Raw genomic sequence first — 21,763 nt, 5'->3', positions numbered from 1 at the left:
TTGTGGCGGCGATGTTCAAGCAGTTCTTGTGTCACGCTCGTGTGAGTCGGGCAAGGGCATCGTCCATGGCCTTTGCCGGCAGCTCAATCAGCCTGGGCGCCTCGGTGAAGAGCAGCGCCGCCGTCACCTCGCGGCCCGGATAGAGCGGCTGAAGCAGCGCGCGGTAGAGCGCGAGCTGCAGCACATAGGCCGGCGGCACTTCGGTCAGGCTCGCCGGCGCCGGCCGGTTGGTCTTGTAGTCGACGATCGAGACTTTTTCCGGCGTGACGGCCAGCCGATCGATCTTGCCGGAGATGGAGCGCAGCTTGCCCTTCGCTTCCAGGCTGCCCATGACCGCGACCTCGGCCCGCGAGGACGGCGAGAACAGCGCGCCGAACCGGCTATCGGAGAGGATGGAGAGCACCGCTTCCAACGACTTGTCGCGCTCGCCCGCCGGCCAATCGGCGCCGGCGCGCGCCAGATAGCGTTCCGCCGCGTCAGGCCTGTCCTCCTCGACGATGCCGGGCAGCATCTGTAGCAATTTGTGCAGGGCCAGCCCGCGCATCACGGCGAAGCCGGGCTCGGCCACGGCGTCGAGCACCGGCGAGCGTATGTCGGGCAAGCTTTCCGTCGTCTCGTCGATCAGCGCCGAGGCGCCGGAGGGCGACAGCGGTCGCGGCAGATCCTCATAGGGCGGCAGCGGCTGGAACAGGCTGTCCGGCAACGGCGCCGCGTGATCGAATGGCGTTGTCTCGTCGGCCCGCGCGAGAGCCACCGGCGGCAGCTTGGTCATGTGGAAGCGATGCACGGCCACCTCGGCCGTTGCCGGGTGCCGGCGCTCCGCGCTTTCGGGCTCACCCAACAGCGCCCGGCTGACGATCGAATGCCAGGTTCCGGTGCTCGGCGCCCGCTTGCCGTGATAGCCGCAGACGATCAGCCGATCCTCGGCGCGCGTCATGCCGACATAGAGCAGCCGCCGGTATTCGTCGTCGGCCAGCTCGCGCGCCCGCGCCGAAGCCGCCCGCGAAACGCCGTTGGCGACGTCGCTGGCCGAGCGCCAGAGATAGCCCTTGCCCTTCCACTCACCGCCCGAGCCTTCGAAGGCCATCAGCCGCGGCAGATGCTGGTCGCTAAACGGCGCCGAGCCGCCATCGACCAGGAAAACGACCGGCGCTTCCAGGCCCTTGGCGGCATGCACGGTCATGACGCGCACCTCGTCGCGGGTCTGGTCCATCTCGCGCTTGATCTCGGGGCCGCTGTTTTCGAGCGTCGAGAGGAAGGATTCCAGTCCCGGGAGGCCGGCGCGCTCCTCGGCCAGACAAAAACTCAGGAATTCGTCGAGAATGTCGCCGGCTTCCGGCCCGAGCCGCGCCGTCATCTTGCGGCGCAGGCCGTCGCGCGCCAGCGCGGCGGCGTAGAACTCGAACACCGGCTTGAAGGCGACCTCGTTCGCCCAGGCGTCGAGCCGGCCAACGATAGCGACCAGGGCTTCGTCTCCGACAGCATGCTGCCTCAGCGAGGCAATCAGCGACTGGCCTTTCGGTCTCTCGCCGGCGAGCGCCAGCAAGGTCTCCTCGGAAACCTCGAAGATCGGGCTGCGCAGCACGGCGGCCAAGGACAGGTCGTCCTCCGGCTGGATCAAAAAATGGCCGAGCGCGATCAGGTCCTGCACGGCGATATGGCCGGGCAGGCTCAGCCTGTCGGCGCCGGCGACCGGAATCTGCCGGTTCTTGAGGCTTCGCGACAGCGCGTGCACAAAGCGGTCGCGCTTGCGCACCAGGACAAGAATGTCGCCGGCCGTCAGCTTCCGGCCCTTGCCTTCGATGATCTCGCCATTGCGCAACCAGCTCTGGATGGTCGTGGCGACATGCTCGGCCACCCGCAGCGCGGGCGCGCTGGCGTGGTTGACCGGCAAGGTCCAGTCGTCCGGCTCCTCGACCATTTCGGCGCCGATCGAAGGCCACACCTCGACATAGCCCGGCGCATCGATGCGGATCGCCTTGTGGCTGAGCGGATCGGGATCGTGGCTGATGCCGCGCCGCACGCCCGGCTCCGCAAAGACGCGGTCGACGGCGGCAAGCACGTCGTCGCTGGAGCGGAACGACCAGGTGAGCTTCAGGTCGGCGAAGGAGGCTTCCGCATCGCGCACCCGCCCGGCAAACAAAAGCCGGCTTTCGGCAAAGGAATCGGGTGCCGCCCCTTGAAAGGAATAGATCGACTGCTTCTCGTCGCCGACGGCGAATACCGTGCGCTTGACCGCTTCGCGCTGGCCGAGCCCGGCAAAGAACTCTTCCGTCAGCTTCTTCACCACCTCCCACTGGTCGGGGCTGGTGTCCTGCGCCTCGTCGAGCAGGATGTGGTCGATGCCCTGGTCGAGCTTGAACTGCACCCAGGGGCCGGCATCAGGCCGCGACAACAGGCTGACGGTGCGGGTGATCAGGTCGTTGAAGTCGAGGAAGCCGCGGCTTCGCTTCAGTTGCTCGTAGCGCGCTATCAGCCAGCCGGCGACGGTGAGCGCGGCGGCCGTACCCTCGAGCATGCGGAACAGCGCCAGCCGGTCCGACACGTCGAGGATCGCCTTGGCCGCCGCGAGATAACGCACCGGCAGGTCCGGCAGCCGATCGACCAGCGCCTTCTTGAAGATCTTCGGCGGATCGTAAGGGTCGCCATCGGATCGCAGGAAAGCCTTGGCGAGCAGCCGCAGCCGTCGGATCGGATCGGCCTCGGCAAAGGCGCCTCGCGCATAGGGCAGAACATTGTTCAGCACCTGCCGCGCCTCGGCGGCTTCAGCGGCGCGCGCGAATTCGTTGAACTCACCGGACGCAAAGCCCGGCAGCGGCCATACCGAAGCGGCGATGCCCTCGGCCGTCTGACCGGGCCTGAAACCGAATTCGGCGAAGAGCGGCCGGAAATCCCGGTCCTTGCCGATCTTGGCGATGAAGCCGCGCAACTCGTCGCGCTTGCCGACGATCTCGGAGAGCAGCATGTCGAGCCCGAATTCGCCGCCGCGCTCCAGCACCGTGGCAAAGGCTTCCGCCAGGCCTTCGACGCCGGCGCCCGCCCCCGAGATCATGTCGCGGCGCGCATCCGCGAACAGCGAGGCCTCCATCTGCGGATCGAGCATCTCGAAATGGGCAGGAATGTTGGCTTCGAGCGGGAACTGGTGCAGCACCGATTCGCAGAAGGCGTGGATGGTCTGGATTTTTAGGCCGCCCGGCGTCTCAAGCGCCTCGGCGAACAATCGGCGTGCGCGCCGCATGGTGTCGCGGTCGGCGCCGCGCCCGTCGAGCGTGGCGATCCTCACCGCAAGCTCGGCATCGGGCAAGGCCGTCCATTCCGACAGGGTGGAAAAGACCCGGTTCGACATGTTGGCGGCGGCGGCGCGCGTATAGGTCAGGCACAGGATCTTCGATGGATCGGTGCCGTTGAGCAGAAGCCGGATGACGCGCTGCGCCAGCACATGAGTCTTGCCGGACCCGGCATTGGCCGACACCCAAGCGGAATTTTGCGGGTCGGAAGCCCGCGCCTGACTGGCGGCGGTATCGGAGGGGATCGGATATTTCATCCTTCCGCCTCGTCTTCGCTTGCGCCGCCCGCCGACCATTCCAGCACACGGGCGAGATGGTCATAATCGCCGTCGGCCTCGCCCTCGCGGAAAGGCAGCGCGCGAGACAGATAGCCCGTCTGCGGGTCGACATAGTGCAAGAGCAATCGCTCCAGCCGCGCCCAGGCTTCCTCGGCAAGCTCGTTGGCGGTTTTCGGCTTGCGGTTGTATTCGAGGATCGATTCCTCGAACACCTCGCCATTCGGCTTCAGCCGCACGAAGGCAAGCTGCGAAGGTTCGCAAATGCCGAGATCCTTGAAGGCGCCGCGTCTGAGCAGCGCGCCTTCGAGCGCCAGCTGCGGCGACAACAGCGTGTGCGCTTGCGCCTTCGAGGGCGAGGAGCCGGTCTTGTAATCAAGGATATCGGCCATGCCGCCTGCGAGCAGGTCGACGCGGTCGGCATAGCCGGAGAGCGTGACGCCGGTGCGACCCACGACCGTCTTCTCAGCGCGCTCCTCGGCATGGCGCCTGGCGACGGCTTCGGCGCGGCCATGCTCCCATTCGATGATGTTTTCGGCGAGCCTTTCGAAGCGCGGCCACCACACCGCCTCGATGTCGGGCGGAAGCGCTGCACCGGCAAAGCAGATGCGCCCGGCTTCGATGAGGCTCGCCAGTGCGCCCGGCGCCCTGGGATCCTCCACCCGCCGCGAGAACAGGTGCAGGATTTCGTGGAACAGCGTGCCGCGTTCGGCAGCACCAGGATCGCGGATCACCGGGTCGAGCGGCATCAGGCCGAGAATACGCCGGGCATAGATCGCATAGGGGTCGCGGCGCAGCGTCTCGATCTCGGTGACCGAGAAATGCTGTGGCCGCAGGTGCAGCGGCGGCTTCGGCAGCGGGCGCGCCGCGAAATCCTTCCTTTCGCCGGCGTCGAGCGCCCGCGCCCAGCCAAGCAGCGTGTCGCCGCGCCGGCTAAGTACCGTCGCCTGGTCCTTGCCGATGAAGGTGAGGATGCGCTGCAGCCAGCGCGAAGGTACGGCCGGCGCGTCGCCGGATCGCGCCGAACGCGTCAGCACCACCGTTTCGGTGCCCATCGCCATCTGGAAATCATGTGCCGCAAGGCCGATGCGCCGCTCCGGCGGCTCGAGGTCGATGCCGGTCTTCATCAGCCGCGACATGAAGCGGTCGCTCTCCGGCTTGCGCGGCCACACGCCTTCATTGAGCCCGCCGATGACGAGCGTGTCGACGCTCTGCAGCCGGGCCTCCAGCGCGCCCCAGATGGCGATGTTGCGGTCGGTGCCCTGCGCCGGCTTGACCGTTTCCGGCGCGATCAGCGCCTCCATCACATCCGGCCATTCGCTCGCCGCGAAAGTGAAGGACGAGGATGCGGCGACCAGCCCGCGCAGCAGCTCGGCGAGCTTCTCGCCGGCGTCGCCGGCATAGAGTTCGGTCAGGCTGCCGTCGGCCGCGCGGCCAAGGCCTTCCAGCGCGACGACGCTCGCCCGCGTCAGCGTCGCGATTTCGTCGTCCTGCTCGCCGCGCATAGTCGTGAGCGGCGACAGCGCATCGGTAAGACGGCCAAGCACGTCCCGCGCGTGCTCGATACCCCGCACGGTAAGGCGCGGGAACCAGAAAGGCGGACGGCTATCGCTGCCGAGGCCGGCGAGCCGCGTCTCGAAAAGCTCACCCAGCGAGGCGATATCCGGCCGACCGGTGCCTCCGCGCAGTGCCACCAGCTCGATCAATTCTGCCGCCTTGCGAACGATCTGGCGTTCGAGGCCGAGGCCAAGCAGTGGATGCTTGAGCAGTGACACCAAGCCTACCGGATCGCCGGGCCGGAACGCGGTGTTCAGCGCCAGCCGGAGCAGGCTTGCTGCCGGCGTATTGCTTAGCGGTGCGCCGCCGGAATCGTCGGCGACGACTCCAAAGCGCAACAGCTCGGCCGAAACCCGCCGCGCCAAGGCGCGGTCGCCGGTGACGAGCGCCGCGCGCTTTCCCGGCGCTTCAACCGCGCGCTTGAGCGCGATCGCGATCGCCACCGCTTCGTCGCGTTCGTTGGCCGCTTCCACCAGCGTCATGCCAGCCAGTGCCTGTTCGACGTCATTTGCCGCGAAACGTGGCCGCGTCTCTGTCCAGTACTCGGTGGTCTCGGCCGGCCGCAGCGCCTCGCCGACAAGAGCGGCGCGCAGCGCAAGATGCGGGGCGGCGGCGCCGATCTCCTCGATATCGCGGCGTGGAACGCCGATACTGCCGATCAGCTTGGCGAGACCGTATTGCGGATGGCCGAGCGTGGCCGGCCGCGCGCCGGGCGCCGTAATAGCCGCGAAGGACGCATCGTCCAGCTCGCGGTCGAGGCCTGGCAGTATAACGGCGCCGTTAGGCAACCCGGCGATCACGGCAAGCAATTCGGCGGTCGCGGGGATAGAGCCGGTCGAACCGGCGGCGATCACCGGCCCGGTCGGCGGATTGCGCTTCAGCCGCGCCGCCTCGAGCCGGATCAGCGCGCTGCGGTGCGCGGCCGGATTGGAGCGATTGCGTTCTTCAAGCAGCTGCGGCCAGTTGTCGGTGACGATGCCGAGGAAATCGAGCGTCACCTGCCACCAGCCGGCGAGGTTGCCGGTGACCAGCGTTGCGAGCTTCGCCCAATCCGTGCCCTCGGTCTCGATCTCGTCCATCAGCCGCGCGAGGTCGCGCGCCAGCCAGATGGCATCGGCGGCCGAGGCCGGCACCACGAATTCCTCGTTGAATCGAGCCCTGACATGCGCCGGCAGGCTTTCCTTCCAGGCGCGCACCAAAGGCGCGAGCAGCAGCAGCCGCTCCTGTGCGGCGATCGGCGGCGCAAGATCGATTGCCGGTGCCGCCTGGGCGTCGAAGGCCGCCTCGTCCTCGTCGAACTCGCCGAGCGGCCGCACCGTCGGGAGAATGGCTGAACGCTTGCCGAGCATGTCGACGAAAGCGCCGCGTAGCGCGCGCGTCGCGCGCCGCGTCGGCACATAGATCGTGGCGTCGGCGAGCGCCAGCGGATCGCCGTCGAAGCGGAAGCCCGGGATCAGGCGGCCGTCGAGCAACGCCTCCGCCAGCGTCGGCAGGAACGGCGCTCCGGGCGGGATGGAAAAGACGCGGCGCGAGCCGCTCATACCGCCTTCGCTAGCGCGCCGGTAACCGCCGCTTCGGCCGCCGGAATGGCGTCCGGCGTGCCGACAGTGATCCAGCGGCCTCTCATCGCCATCCCGAATAGGCGGCCGGCGGCGATCGCCTTGTCGAAATAGACATTGAGCGAATGTGAACCCGTCGGCGCGTCCTTGAAAATGCGCGGATGGACGATTGCGGCACCGGCATAGATGAGGCCGGCCGGATCGCCCTTCGAGCGCCGCAACGCACCGTCCGAAGCCACCAGGAAGTCGGTGCCGACGCAGTGTCCGGTCGCTGAGTCGAGATCGGTGAGCATCAGCAGAATATCCATTCTGGCAGCGTCCCATGCAAGGGCAAGACGCTCAAGGCTGGGTTTACCGCTGTCGATCCAGAAGGTATCGGCATTGATGATGTAGAAGGGCTCGCTGCCCAGGAGCGGCAGCGCCTTGACGATGCCGCCAGCCGATTCCAGCAGGGCCTCGCGCTCGTCGGAAATGACGATCGTCGGCGCCCGGCGAGCGGCGACATGGGCGATGATCTGCTCCGGCAGGTAATGCACGTTGACGATCGCCCTGGTGACGCCGGCCGCTTCCAGGCTGTCCAGCCCCCAGTCGAGCAAGGTCTTGCCGGCGATCTTCACCAGCGGCTTCGGTATCGTGTCGGTGATCGGCCGCATGCGCTTGCCGAGGCCGGCCGCAAGCACCATCGCGGTCTTCGGCTTCATGGCGAGCGTTCCTCCAGGAGGCCGTGGGCCATGTAAAATTCCTTCAGGCCGCCAAGCGCCGGATGCGCCAGCGCCCGCCTCAGATAGTCGCGGATGCGCGGCAGGTGTTTCAGATAGTAAGGCTTGCCGTCGCGCTTTTCGAGCCGCACGAAGATGCCGAGGATCTTCGAATTGCGTTGCGCCGCCATGATCGCATAGGCCTCGGCAAAACCGGCGTCGTCGAAGGCGCCCGCGCCACGCCGTGCGGCCATGTAGGCCTCGACCGCTCGCCGCTCGATCTCGGGCGGGACGGTGACGCGCGCATCCATGGCGAGCGAGGCGACATCATAGGCAGCCGGCCCGATCAGCGCGTCCTGCACGTCGACGATGCCGAGCCGGTCGAGGCCGGAACGCTCTGCGCGCCAGATGATGTTGGGCGAATGGAAGTCGCGCAGCATCAGCGTGTATTCGCGGGCTTCGAGCCGGTCGAGCAAGGCATTCCATTCCTTGTGGTAGTCGGCCCGCAATGCATCGCTTGCCGGCTTGCCTGAAATCCACGGCACATACCAGTCGACCAAAAGGTCTGCCTCGATCAGCATGGCGTCGCGATCGAAGGGTGGCACGTCGTGGAACACGCCCGGCGCGGCCTCCATGCGGTTCGGCCACGCCTTGCCATGCATCATGGCGAGCAGCTCCGCCGCTGCCTCGTAGCGTTCGGCGATGGGCTCACCGTCGCTGCCCAAAAATCCCTCCGAGCCGAGATGTTCGAGCAGCAAAAAGCCCTGGTCCAGGTCTTGCGCATGGATCACCGGCACGCTGACGCCGGCGGCAAGAAGCGCGCGGTCGATGGCGGCGAAGGCGGTGACCGATTGGGCCGTGTGGGCGATTACCGCATAGGGCTTGCCGTCGCGCACGGGCGGACCGAGCACGAGGCGGGGCGAGTTCATCAGCACGCGCGGCGCCTGGCCGGGTAGCGAGACGATCTCATAGGAGCGGGCGGACGCATCGCCGACGAAATGGCGGCGGCTCGCCTCCCCCCAGCCCGCCAAGGCCAGGAAATCGCGCATCGCCAGCGAGCGCGCGACGCGCTCGAGCGCGGTTCCCTGTCCGGAGATTCTTGCCGACCGGCCCTCGCCCTTCTCGGCAAGCTCGACTTCGAGCGCATCTGCCGGCAGCTGGTTCCCGGCCCGTTCCGGCCATTCGATCAGCGCCGCGCCCTGCGCCAGCGCGTCGTCGAGGCCGAGCTCGTCGAGCTCGTCCGGCGAGGACAGGCGGTAGAGATCGAAATGATGGACCGGTATCCGCGTCTCGTAACTCTGCACCAGCGTGAAAGTCGGGCTCGGCACTTCGAGGTTGCTGTCATCGGCAAGCGTCCGGATCAGGGCACGGGCCAGCGTCGACTTGCCGGCGCCGAGATCGCCTTTGAGCGCGATCGCGTCGCCTGCCCGCAACGCCATGGCAAAGTCTTCGCCTAGCCTTGCCGTCGCCGCCTCGTCGGCGAGAAAACGTTCCAATACCGTCTCTGCCAAAGCGCGTTTACTCGGCCGCTTCGCGGATGCCGCCCGAAGGCGTGTCTGGGAAGGTGCAGATGACCGTGGTGCCTTTGTCAATGCCGGTCTCGATGCGCACCGTTCCGCCATGCAATTCGACGAAGCTCTTGACGATCGACAGCCCCAACCCGGCGCCGCGCCGGCGGCCGCCATTGGCGCGCGGCTCGAAGCGGCGGAAGACCGATTCCAGCACGTCCGGCGGCATCCCGGGCCCGTCGTCATGGACGGAGAATTCGACCCCTCCCGCGAGCTGACGGCAGGTGAGCGTGATCGTGCTCGCCTCCGGCGCGTAGTTGGCGGCATTGCTCAGGAGATTGTAGAGGATCTGGCGGACACGGATCTCGTCGCCATGGAAGCTCTTTGGCGCTGCCGCGGCGTCGACCTGGAGCTTGATCGAGTGCTCCTCCAGGCGGTCGGCGACCAGCTCGGCCGCCGCCGCGATCGTCCTGTCGATGCTCATCTCGGAAATGTCGAGCTGCATGATGCCGGCGTCAACCGTCGCCAGGTCCAGTATGTCGTTGACGATGGTGAGCAGCACCGAGGACGACGAGCCGACATGCTCGACATATTCGCGCTGCTTCGGCGTCAGCGGTCCGGTGGTGGGCAGCGACAACAGCTCGGTGAAGCCGATGATGTTGGTCAGCGGCGAGCGCAGTTCGTAGGAAACATGCTGCACGAACTCGTTCTTCAACTGGTCGGATTTCTCCAGCGCCTCGTTCCTGTCCTTCAGCGCCCGTTCGACATTGACGGTGTCGGTGACGTCGACGAAGGTCATCATCACTTGCCCGTTGGGCAGGTGGATCACCGCATAGCTCAGCACCGTGCCATTGACGAGCTCGGTCTGGCCGTGGCGGTCGCGGCGCTCGTCGTCGAAGCCGGTGATGGCGGCGACGAAGCCGCCCCACGGACTGTCGGCAGCGCGCCGGTCGCAAAGATCGCGGATCGTCGAGACATGCACGTTCGGCTTGATCGCGTCCGGCGTCAGCCCCCACAGCGCGATGAAGGCGGGATTGGACAGGCGAAGCCGTCCGTCAGGGCCGAACACCGCCACGCCTTCCGCCAGGTTGTCCAGCGTCTCGCCCTGCACGCGCACCGCGGTCTGGTAGCGGCTTTCGAGGTCCATCTTCTCGGTCAGGTTCTCGAACACCCAAGTGACGCCGCCCTTGGGCTGCGGGTTGGCCACCACGCGGATCGTCTTGCCGTCCGGCAGGTGCCACCAATGCTCCTGTGATTCGACGGCGCGATAGGCGCCGAGCAGGTTCTCCTTCCAGCGCCGCCATTCCGGCTGCTCGGCGATCTTGCCTTCGCTGCGCAGCCGGTCGAGCAGCAGCGCATTGGAGGGGGCGCTGTGCAGGAAGCCGCCGTCCAGGCCCCACAATTTTTGGAATGCCTGGTTGAAGAAGCGCAGGTTTTCGTCCGTATCGAAGATCGCCACAGCCGTGTTGAGCTGGTCCAGCGTGTCGGCATGGCTGCGCACGGTGCGCTCATATTCGGCGCGGATCGTCTCGATGGCGCTGATGTCGCAGGCGAGCCCCGCCGAGCCGTCGGCGCTGGCGAAGTCGGTGACCGAGAACATGTGGCGATCGCCCTCGATCACCGTCGACAAGGTCTGCTCGAAGACAGGGCGCGACTTGTGCTGCTCGGCGATCTGCTCGCGCGCCTGTCCGCCAAGGAACTCCTTGGCCTCGCGCACGGCCGCCTCCGCGCCTTCCGCTTCCACCGCCTCGGCATAGGCGCGGTTGACCCATTTCAGCCGCCCGTCGGCCGCGCGCAGCCATGTCGGCATCTTCAGCGCGTCGAGCAGGCCGAGCATGGTGTCGTAGTCGGCGCTGAGCCGCTGGTTCTCGATCTTCAGCCGGGCCTGGCTGCGCAGGGTTTCCGACAGCGAGACGAAGCGGACCAGCACATGCATGGCGCTCTTGCGGCCATGCACCTCGAGCGGCATGCCCGCCTGCGTTTCGATGATCAGGTCGAAAGCCTTCGCCTGGTCGCGGAGCGCTGCGATGGCGTTCTCCAGCGCCGCCGCGGAGCGCGGCATCAGCCAGCGGCCGAAGGCGAGGAAGGCCGACCGTTCGTCCGGCGCGCCGCTTTCGAGCGGCAGGCTGCCGATCAGTTCCGGCTTCTTGGTCTCGGAACTCCACACGACGACGCGCTGGTCGCGCAAATTGAGCAGCGCTTCGGAGCGCTGCAGGGCCGCGTTCACGTCGGCGATGCGCGCCCTGAGCTGGACGTTTTGCGAGGCCGTCCGTGCCCGCTCGCGGATCAGGAAGATGGCGGAGACGAGTGCCGCTCCCATGACGCCGGCGAACATGGCAAGCTGCATCACCTCGACCGTGCCGACCGCCGGCGACGCCTGTGCGATGCCGGTGTCGGCACGCGCCGCAAGGCCAAGCAATGGGCCGGTAAGCGCGGCAGCGGCAAGGAGCGTCCCGAGGCGGGCGCAGGCGCGCCATGGCAGACCGCCGCCCGTCGCGGCGGAGCCGGCCGAGATCGAATCCTCGTGGCCGCCGGAAACGGCCTTTCCCGCGCGTGGCGGGTTATCCCCCGGCATGTCTTGGTCCTCTTCGCCGCTTGAATGCAAGACCGCCCTGAATGCGTCCCGGCCCTTACATCCCCGGACCGCGAATCACAACAATAGCGCCTGCTGGAATCGGCGTGAAGAATCACCGGCGCAAAAAATAAGCTGGGCGGAAAGTCAACGCCCGGCTTTCAATATGTTGTAGAAATCTTCGCTTTGGTTAATAGCGGTAGTGTTCCGGCTTGTACGGACCCTGCGGCGTCACGCCGATATAGGCGGCCTGTTCGCCGGACAGCTCGGTGAGCTTGGCGCCGAGCTTGTCGAGATGCAGCCGCGCCACCTTCTCGTCGAGGTGCTTGGGCAGCACATAGACCTGGTTCTGGTACTGGCCGTGCTTGGTGAAAAGCTCGATCTGCGCCAGCACCTGGTTGGTGAACGAGGCCGACATGACGAAGCTCGGATGACCGGTGGCGTTGCCGAGGTTGAGCAGGCGGCCTTCGGACAGAAGGATCATCCGCTTGCCGTCCGGGAAGGTGATGAGGTCGACCTGCGGCTTGACGTTGGTCCATTTCAGGTTGCGCAAAGCCGCCACCTGGATCTCGTTGTCGAAGTGGCCGATGTTGCCGACGATCACCATGTCCTTCATCGCCCGCATATGGTCGAGCGTGACGACGTCCTTGTTGCCGGTGGTCGTGATGACGATGTCGGCGGTTGGGGCTGCGTCTTCCAGCGTGACCACTTCGAAGCCGTCCATCGCCGCCTGCAGCGCGCAGATCGGGTCGACCTCGGTCACCTTGACGCGGGCGCCGGCGCCGCGCAGCGAGGCCGACGAGCCCTTGCCGACGTCGCCGTAGCCGCAGACCACCGCGACCTTGCCGGCCATCATGGTGTCGGTGCCGCGGCGGATGCCGTCGACCAGCGATTCCTTGCAGCCGTATTTGTTGTCGAACTTCGACTTGGTGACGGAGTCGTTGACGTTGATCGCCGGGAAGGGCAGCAGGCCCTTCTTCTGCAGCTGGTAGAGCCGGTTGACGCCGGTCGTCGTCTCCTCGGTGACGCCGCGGATCGCTTCCTTCTGTTTGCTGAAGAAGCCCGGCGAGGCCTTCATGCGCTTCTTGATCTGCGCGAACAGGATCTCTTCCTCTTCACTGCCGGGATTGGACAGCACGTCCTCGCCCGCCTCGGCGCGGGCGCCGAGCAGAATATACATGGTAGCGTCGCCGCCGTCGTCGAGGATCATGTTGGAGGTGCCGCCATCGGCCCACTGGAAGATCCGGTCGGTGTAGTCCCAATAATCCTCCAGCGACTCGCCCTTGATGGCGAACACCGGAATGCCGGCTTCGGCGATCGCCGCAGCGGCATGATCCTGCGTCGAGAAGATGTTGCAGGAGGCCCAGCGGATATCGGCGCCCAGCGCCTTCAGGGTCTCGATCAACACCGCCGTCTGGATCGTCATATGCAGCGAGCCGGTGATGCGCGCGCCCTTGAGCGGCTTCTTGTCGCCGAATTCCTCGCGGCAGGCCATCAGGCCCGGCATTTCGGTTTCGGCGATTTCGATCTCCTTGCGGCCCCAGCCGGCAAGCGAGATGTCGGCGACCACATAGTCCTTGCTACCCGTCATGGCAGTGCTCCGGTGTGATTGTCTTCAAAAGCGCGCCGGCGCCGGGACGGCGCATGGAGGGCGCGAATTGCCGGCCTGACTAGCAGATCGGTCGCCAAACGACAATGGGATATAAAGAAATCTTTATTCGTGCATGTCTTCGAGGCAATGCGCGTTAGAGCAATTCCAGGAAAAGTGTGTAACGGTTTTCCGTCCGGAATTGCGTCAAAACCAAAGAGATAGAGCGGTCGGCGTTTCCGTGAAACGGTGAACGCTCCAGAGATCGCGGCGCTTCAGATTTCCTCGCCGAAGCGCGAGGCGACCAGCTGCTCCAGCGCGTCCATGGCCGGGCCGGCTTGCGGGCCGGTCGCGGTGACGCGGATCGAATAGCCGGGGCTTGCCGCCAGCATCATCAGGCCCATGATCGAGGTGCCGCCGACCTTCACGCCGTCCTTCTCGACATGGATGGTGGCGTCGAAGCCGCTGGCGACCTGGACGAACTTGGCCGAAGCGCGGGCATGCAGGCCGCGCTGGTTGACGATCGGGAACTCTCGCACCACCTCGTCCCTTTCCGGCGCATGGGCGTTCATTTGCTGCTCAGAAGCTGGCTGGCGACGTTGATGTATTTGCGTCCTGCGGCCTGCGCCTCGTCGAGCGCGGCGGCCATGTTGTCGCCCTTGCGCACCGAGGAGAGCTTGATCAGCATCGGCAGGTTCATGCCGGCGATGACCTCGGTGCGGCCCGAGTCCATCACCGAGATGGCGAGGTTGGAAGGCGTGCCGCCGAACATGTCGGTAAGCACGATGACGCCGGCCCCGGTGTCGACGCGCGCCACCGCGTCGACGATGTCGGCCCGGCGCTTCTCCATGTCGTCGTCGGCGCCGATCGCGACCGTTTCGAAATTGTCCTGTGGCCCCACCACATGTTCTACGGCATGCCGGAACTCGGTGGCGAGTTGACCGTGCGTCACGAGCACGAGTCCGATCATTCTTTGGTGGCTCCCGTCATCGCCGCTTCACAGGCGTATTTTATGTTCGCCAGCCATTCCAGGCGGCGGGAGCGCTATCTTGTCGACGCACGGCCGGTTGACAAGCCCAAAATTGCGACGGCCCGGGCCATTTTGACGCATTGCAGCAAAAAACCCGGACCGGATCATGAAAAAGGCGGTATCGACAGCCGCGCCATCACGGCCGGCAGGGCCGTGGCGGCATTGCGCTCGGCAAGATCGATGCGCGGCACCGGGCAGCCCGCGACCGGCTCGCGGATCTCTTCCTGAAAACGGGCCATCTCCGGTTTCGGAACCAGCCGGACATGGAGATCGATCACGCCGCCCGGCTCGAACGGCAGCGGGCGCGGCATGAAGCCCGGCACTTCGGCGAGACCGGCGATGGTGGCCGGCGCGCGGCAGACCAGCCGCCCGCCATGCGCGGCGGCAAGCAGCCTGTCGTCGCCGATCAGCCGCGAAAACAGGCCCCGGATCCGGCAATGGTCGATGAGCGTCAGCGCCAGCGTCGTCTTGCCGGCGCCGGACGGTCCGGTGATGAGGACGCCGCGCTCGCCGACGAGGATCGCCGTACCATGGATGTTTTCAGGCTTCACCGCAGGATCGGACATGACTGTGTCTTGGTATCGTGTCTGGGACCGGACATCAGCCTTCGGCCGGCAGCGTCACCACGAAACGCGCGCCCTTGATCTCGCCGGGCTTGGTGCCGGGGATGTTTTCCGCCGTCAGCGTGCCGCCATGCGCTTCGACGATCTGGCGGCTGATCGACAGGCCAAGGCCGGAATTCTGGCCAAAGGCCTCGCCAGCGGGCCGGTCCGTGTAGAAGCGCTCGAAAATGCGGTCGATCTTTTCGGCCCTGATGCCCGGACCGTTGTCGTCGACGGTGACGATGTTGAACTTGCCGGCGCGCGCCAGCGAGATGGTGATGTGGCCGTGCTCCTCGGGAACGAAGGAACGCGCGTTCTCGATCAGGTTGGTGATGACCTGGCCGATCCTGAGATCATGACCGACGACGACATAGCCTTTGACGCCTTGCGGCAGCTTGGCGACCTTGAGCTCGATCTCGACCGTCTTCTTGTTGCGCGTCGTCTCGCGCGAGACCGCGACGAGATCGGTGATGAACTTCTTCAGGTCGACCGTTGAGGCATCCTCGCGCGCCAATTCGGCGTCGAGGCGCGACGCATCGGAAATGTCGGTGATCAGCCGGTCGAGCCGCTTCACGTCATGCTGGATGATCTCCATCAGACGCGCGCGTGAGATGTCGTTCTTGGCCAGCGGCAGTGTTTCGACCGCGCTGCGCAGCGAGGTCAGCGGGTTCTTGAGCTCGTGCGAGACGTCGGCGGCAAAGCTTTCGATCGCCTCGATGCGCGCATAGAGCGCGTTTGTCATGTCGCGCACCGCGATCGACAGGTTGCCGATCTCGTCCTGGCGGTCGGAGAAGTCCGGGATCTCCTCGCGGTTCTTGACGCCGCGCCGCACCCGCACGGCTGCGGCGGAAAGCCGCCGCAGCGGATTGGCGATGGTGGAGGCCAGCAGCAGCGAGAGGATCGCGGTGACGAGCGCCGCGATGCCGAACACGCGCAGGATCGCCTTGCGCTCGGCCGCGACGATCTTGTCGATGTCGCCGCCCTCGGTGGACAGCATCAAGACGCCGAGCACGGCGCGGAAGCGCTGGATCGGCACCGCGACCGAGACGATCTGCTCGCCCTGCTCGCTCACCCGAACGATGGTCGAGGGGCCGCCGGTCAGCGCCTTGACCACTTCGGGGAAGGCCGCGCCGTTGCCGCCGGGCTGCTCGTGATAGACGGGCAGGTCCTTGTTGCGGAAGAAGTCGAAGACGAATTTCTCGACGCGCTCCAAAAGGTCCGGCTGCTCGTCGTCGACAGGCGGCAGGTCGTAGCGCAGGATCTGGCCGCGCGAATAGAGATGCCGCGAATCGAGCAGAAGGTTCGCGTCGCGATCATAGATGCGCGCGCGTGTGCGGGTCGGCGAGATCAGCCTTCTCAGCACCGGCGCCACGCGTTCGGGATTGATCGGGAAGTCGAGGTTGTCGAGCTGGTCGGAACCCGGCCCCAGGCTTTCGCCGGCCTGCAGCTCGAGCAGCTTTTCCGGATCGATGCTGATCGAGTCGGTCTCGACCGTCGCCGAGGCCGCGATGGCGCCGGCAATGATTTCGCCTTGCGTCATCAGGCTTTCGACCCGGGCGTCGATCAGCCCGTCGCGGAAGGTGTTGAGGTAGAGAATGCCGGTGACCAGCACGGCAAGGCCGGCCAGGTTGAGGAACAGGATGCGCCGCGTCAGGCTGGAGAAGATGTGGTGGCCGAGAAACCGGCGCATCGGCACGGTGATCTTCGACAGGAATGCGGGCACGATCCGCGACGGGCGCTTCGCCGCGCCCGCCCGCCTGCCTCGCTCTATCTCAACTGCCATCGACTAGCAGTCCCTAGTGAATGGTGAATGGTAAATGGCGAATGGAAAATGAGCGCTTGAGATGGAGCCCATGTCATGAAGTGGCCCGCTCGCACCATTTTACCATTCACCATTCACAATCTCATGCTTCGCGGAACCGGTACCCGACTCCGTAAAGGGTCTCGATCATCTCGAAGTCGTCGTCGACGGCCTTGAACTTCTTGCGCAGCCGCTTGATGTGGCTGTCGATGGTGCGGTCGTCGACATAGACCTGCTCATCATAGGCCGAATCCATCAGCGCATCACGGCTTTTTACCACGCCGGGGCGCTGCGCCAGCGAATGCAGGATCAGAAACTCGGTCACCGTCAGCGTCACCGGCTCGCCCTTCCAGGTGCAGGTGTGCCGCTCCTGGTCCATCACCAACTGGCCGCGCTCGAGCGAGCGCGCCTGCTGGCTGGGCGCCTTGGCGGCCGCCTCGCGGGCGCTGGTGCGGCGCAGCACCGCGCGTACCCGCTCGACAAGCAAGCGCTGCGAGAACGGTTTGCGGATGAAGTCGTCGGCGCCCATCTTGAGGCCGAACAATTCGTCGATCTCGTCGTCCTTCGAAGTCAGGAAGATCACCGGCAGATCGGATTTCTGCCGCATCCGGCGCAACAGCTCCATGCCGTCCATGCGCGGCATCTTGATGTCGAGGATGGCGAGGTTCGGCGGCCGCGCCGCCAGGCCTTCCAGCGCCGACGCGCCGTCGGTGTAGGTTTCGACGCGGTAGCCCTCGGATTCGAGCGCGATCGACACCGAAGTCAAAATATTGCGGTCGTCGTCGACAAGCGCGATTGTTGCCATTTCAAGCGGCTCCCTCATGAGCTGTCCCTTCTGTCGTCGAGAAAGGGCTTTTGCAGGACAAATTGGGTACAAAATGTGGCACGGGCCCTGTCCGAAGTCACGGGCGGCCTGCCGCTACACACGATCGCACCCGTAACGGGATTGGACGAACGAAGCCTGCCAATCCTTTGGGCAACCTCTGTGATTTTTTGCACATATAAACGATTTAAACAACTTTCAAATTTTTTAAATCGATTAATGATTTGATATCATTCGCCTTTTCTGGTTCTGAACCTATCTAGCCCCTTGCGCGTTCCGGCAATTCACCGGTCAGACGCGGCCAAAATCCAGAGAGGAAACTTGATGTCGGAAGCCGGCAAACGCAACCCCGACTGCGCCATTGACGCGATCGGCCTGAAGACCACGGGCACGGTGCGATATAATTTCGGCGCCGCCGAGCTCTATGAGGAAGCGATCCGCCGCGGCGAGGCGAAATTGACGGCGCAGGGCGCGCTGGTTGCCGAGACCGGCCAGCACACCGGCCGCTCACCGAAGGACAAGTTCGTCGTGCGCGACGACAGCACCGGGCCGCACGTCTGGTGGGACAACAACAAGGCGATCTCGCCGGCGCAGTTCGAGGCGCTCCATGCCGATTTCCGCGCCCATGCTGCGGCTAAGGATCTCTACGTGCAGGACCTCGTCGGCGGCGCCGACACCGAGTTCCGGCTGCCGGTTCGGGTCGTCACCGAATTCGCCTGGCATTCGCTGTTCATCCGCAATCTTCTGATCCGCCCGGAAGCTTCGGAACTCGACCGCTTCCTGCCGCAGATGACGATCATCGACCTGCCGTCCTTCCGCGCCGATCCCGCCCGTCACGGCACCCGCGCCGAGACGGTGATCGCGGTCGATCTGACCCGCAAGATCGTGCTGATCGGCGGCACGTCGTATGCCGGCGAGATGAAGAAGTCGGTGTTCACCATGCTGAACTACCTGCTGCCTGAGAAGTGCGTGATGCCGATGCATTGCTCGGCCAATGAGGGGCCCGGCGGCGACGCGGCCGTCTTCTTCGGCCTGTCCGGAACCGGCAAGACGACGCTGTCGGCCGACCCGTCGCGCACGCTGATCGGCGACGACGAGCACGGCTGGGGTCCGCGCGGCATCTTCAACTTCGAGGGCGGCTGCTACGCCAAGACCATCAGGCTCTCGGCCGAGGCGGAACCAGAGATCTTCGCCACCACGCAGCGCTTCGGCACGGTGCTGGAGAATGTGGTTCTGGACGCTGGCCGCGTGCCGGATTTCGACGACGGCAGCCTCACCGAAAACACCCGCTGCGCCTATCCGCTGGATTACATTCCCAATGCCTCGAGGACCGGCCGCGCCGGCCATCCGAAGAACATCATCATGCTGACGGCCGATGCCTTCGGCGTCATGCCGCCGATCGCCAGACTGACGCCGGCGCAGGCGATGTATCACTTCCTCTCCGGCTACACCGCCAAGGTCGCCGGGACGGAAAAGGGCGTCACCGAGCCCGAAGCGACGTTCTCGACCTGCTTCGGTGCCCCGTTCATGCCGCGCCATCCGTCCGAATACGGCAATCTGCTGCGCGAGCTGATCGCCGGCCACGGCGTCGATTGCTGGCTGGTCAATACTGGCTGGACCGGCGGCGCCTACGGCACCGGCCGCCGCATGCCGATCAAGGTGACGCGCGCCCTGCTGGGTGCTGCGCTCGATGGCTCGCTCAACGCCGCCGAATTCCGCACCGACGCCAATTTCGGCTTCGAGGTGCCGGTAGCGGTTCCGGGCGTCGACGGCGCAATCCTCGATCCGCGCTCGACCTGGGCCGACAAGCCGGCCTACGACCGTCAGGCCGCGAAGCTGGTCGGCATGTTCGCGGTCAACTTCGAGAAGTTCGAGAAGCATGTCGACGCGACCATCATGGGCGCTGCGCCCCGTCTGCAGGAGGCGGCCGAATAGCCGCTCCTTGCATCCTTTCCTTCGGGGCCCGACTTCTGCCGGGCCTTTTCTTTTTCCCGCCGCCGCGCCATGACTGCGCGCATGAGTGCCGACGACAGGATCATCATCGCCAGCGACGCGGTCATCCATCCGGGCGACCTGCACGAGGATTTCATCCGCTCTTCCGGTCCGGGGGGCCAGAACGTCAACAAGGTGGCGACCGCGGTGCAGTTGCGCTTCGACGCCGCGAATGCGTCGGGCCTGTCGGAGCGGGTGCGGGAGCGAGCCATCAGGCTTGCCGGCCAGCGTGCCACCAAGGATGGCGTCATCGTCATCGAAGCCGGGCGTTTCCGCACCCAGGAGCAGAATCGCGCCGACGCGCGGGCACGGCTGACGACACTGGTCGCCAAGGCGGCCGAGCCGCCGCCGCCGCCGCGCAAGAAGACGAAGCCTTCGAAGGGCGCCGTCGAGCGTCGCCTCAAGACCAAGGCCGGGCGCGCGACGGTGAAGAAGCTGCGCGGACGGGTGGAGAACGACTGAGGCCCGAGTTCCGATCGGCGGCCGCTTTCGGGTCGCGAAGCCGCTCCATCGGTGGCATGCTCGGACGAATTGATCGGATCGAATCCCATGCTCGTTCTGCCCAAGGGCGTTCGCCACATGCCGGGCTATCTGCCGCGCGCGGCGCAGGAAGCGCTGGTCGAGGAGATCAGGCGCGTCGTGCAGGCCGCGCCGCTTTACGTGCCGGCCATGCCGCGCACCGGCAAGGAGATGAGCGTGCGCATGACCAATTGCGGCACGCTCGGCTGGGTGACGGACCGCGAGCGCGGCTATCGCTACCAGCCGACGCATCCGGTGACGGGTGAGCCATGGCCGCCGATCCCCGAAGCCTTGCTAAACGTATGGCGCGAGGTGTCGGCCTATCCGCATCCGCCGGAGGCCTGCCTCGTCAATTTCTATTCGGCGGACGCCAAGATGGGCCTGCACCAGGACCGCGACGAGCAGGATTTCGCCGCGCCCGTCGTTTCGGTGTCGCTGGGCGACGACTGCCTGTTCCGGGTCGGCCAGACCACGCGCGAAGGCGGCACGAAGTCGTTCAGGCTGAAGAGCGGCGATGTCGTCGTGCTCGGCGGCGAGGGGCGTCTCTGTTTCCACGGCGTCGACCGCATCTACCCCGCGACCTCGGCGCTGCTGAAGAATGGCGGCCGTATCAATCTGACGCTGCGGCGGGTGACGGCGCCCGCAAGCTAACCAAATCTATAACTTTCTCTCATAAAGACAGTCAGCTATTGCAGCCTGGGGTAAGGCAATGACGGAAAGCTATTCGGTCCTCCGCTGCCTGTGGGCGATCGTCAGGGAGGCAGCCCAACTCGTTCGCAGGGATTCGGGCCTCTATCTGGCCATCGTCATCTATGTTTTGGCTGGGCTGATCTTTCTGAACGCGATAGGCGCCGCCGACCGCCTCGCGTTCTCGATATATTTCGGGTCCTGGATTTCTCTCAACGGCTTCGTATTGCCCACAATAGCCATTCTTGCCGACACAATTTTCATTATACATCGTTTCAATTCCCGGCGGCGCGTGGTTGCGAAACGAGTGTTTTCCACCGAGCGTTTGGCATACTCGCTATCGGGATTGTGCCTTCTCATGGCGCTCATGATCTTTCAAGGCAACTTCACGTCCGTGAAAAACGGGATGTCGGTCTGGCAAGGCGGTTTTCGATTCGATGTCGTGCAGGCCAACATCGATGCTTTCCTCCATTTTGGCACCGATCCATGGCGCTGGCTCTACTCCGTGGCCGAAAGCGATCGGGTGCGAGACATAGTAGAGTGGAACTACAACGTCTTCTGGTTTCTACTGAATTTCGGCGCCTTGTTCTTCGTCGCGACATCGCCAATGGTGGCATCGGTCCGAACGCGCTATCTCGCCTGCTTTATGGCAGTCTGGATTCTCGTCGGCAACATCCTGGCGGCGCTGTTCCTGTCGGCAGGTCCGGCATTTTACGGCGCGGTCACGGGGGACACGGCGCGGTTTGGCGAACAGCTTGCATTCCTCGCCCGCGGGGCTGCGTCAAGCAACTCCGCTGCCGCTTATCAGCAATATCTATGGTCGCTGTATGAGGCCAAGCGGACTGGTTTTGCCACAGGTATCTCGGCGTTCCCCAGTGTTCACGTCGGCCTTGCGATGCTCAACGCATTGTTCGTGCGCGAATACAGCCGCCCGCTCGGCGCCTTCGCTTTGCTCTACGTGGCCGTTGTTGCGGTCAGTTCGGTCTATCTGGCGTGGCACTATGCAATTGACGGCTATGTCGCCGCCATCGTCGTGTTTGCGATTTACGTCGTGGCTCGCAAACTGATCCCTGCGGACCGTCGGCCAGTGCCGAGCATGCCGACCCGAACCGTCGATCGTCCTGCGGCGGCCGCTCCGGTTTTCTGAGGCTCGCCTCGAAGCTGCCTCCGTTTTGGGGCGACCTGTATAAAAACAATGAGTTAATGGATGTCGCCCGTAACCGGGGCAAAACCGGTGGTGTTGCGCGCGTGGATCTGCTGTTGGG

15 protein-coding genes are annotated in these 21,763 nt (G+C 65.4%); 4 read left to right on the top strand and 11 right to left on the bottom strand.

Features of this window, described 5'->3' with window-relative positions:
* Positions 1-31: 31 nt before the first annotated feature.
* From addA to AU465_RS21780, 11 genes are all read right to left on the bottom strand, one after another.
* Entirely contained in the window at positions 32-3,544 is a 3,513-nt protein-coding gene (gene addA / locus AU465_RS21830) for a double-strand break repair helicase AddA (RefSeq protein WP_192252808.1), read from the bottom strand.
* On the bottom strand, positions 3,541-6,660 hold the full coding sequence (addB, locus tag AU465_RS21825) for a double-strand break repair protein AddB (protein WP_192252805.1): 3,120 nt from the start codon (positions 6,658-6,660) through the stop codon (positions 3,541-3,543). Before addB ends, addA begins: the two co-directional genes overlap by 4 nt.
* Entirely contained in the window at positions 6,657-7,379 is a 723-nt protein-coding gene (locus tag AU465_RS21820) for a nucleotidyltransferase family protein (RefSeq protein WP_246506314.1), read from the bottom strand. Before AU465_RS21820 ends, addB begins: the two co-directional genes overlap by 4 nt.
* Positions 7,376-8,887: a tRNA (adenosine(37)-N6)-threonylcarbamoyltransferase complex ATPase subunit type 1 TsaE gene (tsaE, locus tag AU465_RS21815; protein ID WP_192252802.1), complete on the bottom strand. Its 1,512-nt coding sequence runs from the start codon at positions 8,885-8,887 to the stop codon at positions 7,376-7,378. Before tsaE ends, AU465_RS21820 begins: the two co-directional genes overlap by 4 nt.
* A 7-nt stretch (positions 8,888-8,894) precedes the next feature.
* Positions 8,895-11,459 carry a sensor histidine kinase gene (locus AU465_RS21810; RefSeq protein ID WP_192252786.1) on the bottom strand — a complete coding sequence of 855 codons (2,565 nt, stop codon included), beginning with the start codon at positions 11,457-11,459 and terminating at the stop codon, positions 8,895-8,897.
* A gap of 187 nt (positions 11,460-11,646) precedes the next feature.
* Complete coding sequence (ahcY, locus tag AU465_RS21805) at positions 11,647-13,047, bottom strand: adenosylhomocysteinase (RefSeq protein ID WP_192252783.1); 1,401 nt, start codon at positions 13,045-13,047, stop codon at positions 11,647-11,649.
* A gap of 272 nt (positions 13,048-13,319) precedes the next feature.
* Positions 13,320-13,616 (bottom strand): HPr family phosphocarrier protein, encoded by a 297-nt coding sequence (locus tag AU465_RS21800; protein ID WP_192252780.1) that lies wholly within the window; start codon positions 13,614-13,616, stop codon positions 13,320-13,322.
* A complete protein-coding gene (locus AU465_RS21795) occupies positions 13,613-14,014 on the bottom strand; it encodes a PTS sugar transporter subunit IIA (protein ID WP_192252777.1) in 402 nt (133 codons plus the stop codon). The genes AU465_RS21800 and AU465_RS21795 overlap by 4 nt, the downstream gene beginning before the upstream one ends.
* A gap of 164 nt (positions 14,015-14,178) precedes the next feature.
* A complete protein-coding gene (locus AU465_RS21790; RefSeq protein ID WP_192252774.1) occupies positions 14,179-14,640 on the bottom strand; it encodes an HPr kinase/phosphorylase in 462 nt (153 codons plus the stop codon).
* Positions 14,641-14,674: 34 nt separating this feature from the next.
* Positions 14,675-16,459 (bottom strand): sensor histidine kinase, encoded by a 1,785-nt coding sequence (locus AU465_RS21785; protein WP_192252771.1) that lies wholly within the window; start codon positions 16,457-16,459, stop codon positions 14,675-14,677.
* Between the two features lie 121 nt (positions 16,460-16,580).
* Positions 16,581-17,282: a response regulator transcription factor gene (locus AU465_RS21780; protein WP_006201274.1), complete on the bottom strand. Its 702-nt coding sequence runs from the start codon at positions 17,280-17,282 to the stop codon at positions 16,581-16,583.
* A gap of 342 nt (positions 17,283-17,624) precedes the next feature.
* On the opposite strand from AU465_RS21780, the gene AU465_RS21775 reads away from it, so the two are divergent.
* The 4 genes from AU465_RS21775 (at position 17,625) to AU465_RS21760 (ending at position 21,645) form a co-directional block, all read left to right on the top strand.
* The gene (locus AU465_RS21775) at positions 17,625-19,235 is read left to right on the top strand and encodes a phosphoenolpyruvate carboxykinase (RefSeq protein WP_192252768.1); all 1,611 of its coding nucleotides are present in this window, start codon (positions 17,625-17,627) and stop codon (positions 19,233-19,235) included.
* A gap of 81 nt (positions 19,236-19,316) precedes the next feature.
* Positions 19,317-19,754, top strand: coding sequence for an alternative ribosome rescue aminoacyl-tRNA hydrolase ArfB (gene arfB, locus AU465_RS21770; RefSeq protein ID WP_192252765.1), 438 nt, complete (start codon positions 19,317-19,319; stop codon positions 19,752-19,754).
* Positions 19,755-19,841: 87 nt separating this feature from the next.
* Positions 19,842-20,462 (top strand): alpha-ketoglutarate-dependent dioxygenase AlkB family protein, encoded by a 621-nt coding sequence (locus AU465_RS21765; RefSeq protein ID WP_192252762.1) that lies wholly within the window; start codon positions 19,842-19,844, stop codon positions 20,460-20,462.
* Between the two features lie 58 nt (positions 20,463-20,520).
* Positions 20,521-21,645 carry a phosphatase PAP2 family protein gene (locus AU465_RS21760; protein WP_192252759.1) on the top strand — a complete coding sequence of 375 codons (1,125 nt, stop codon included), beginning with the start codon at positions 20,521-20,523 and terminating at the stop codon, positions 21,643-21,645.
* Positions 21,646-21,763: the final 118 nt, after the last annotated feature.

It is taken from the genome of Mesorhizobium silamurunense (assembly GCF_014843905.1).
Lineage (GTDB): Bacteria > Pseudomonadota > Alphaproteobacteria > Rhizobiales > Rhizobiaceae > Mesorhizobium > Mesorhizobium silamurunense.
Note: the sequence above shows the minus strand (reverse complement) of the source record. Positions and strands in the feature narration are given on the sequence as shown.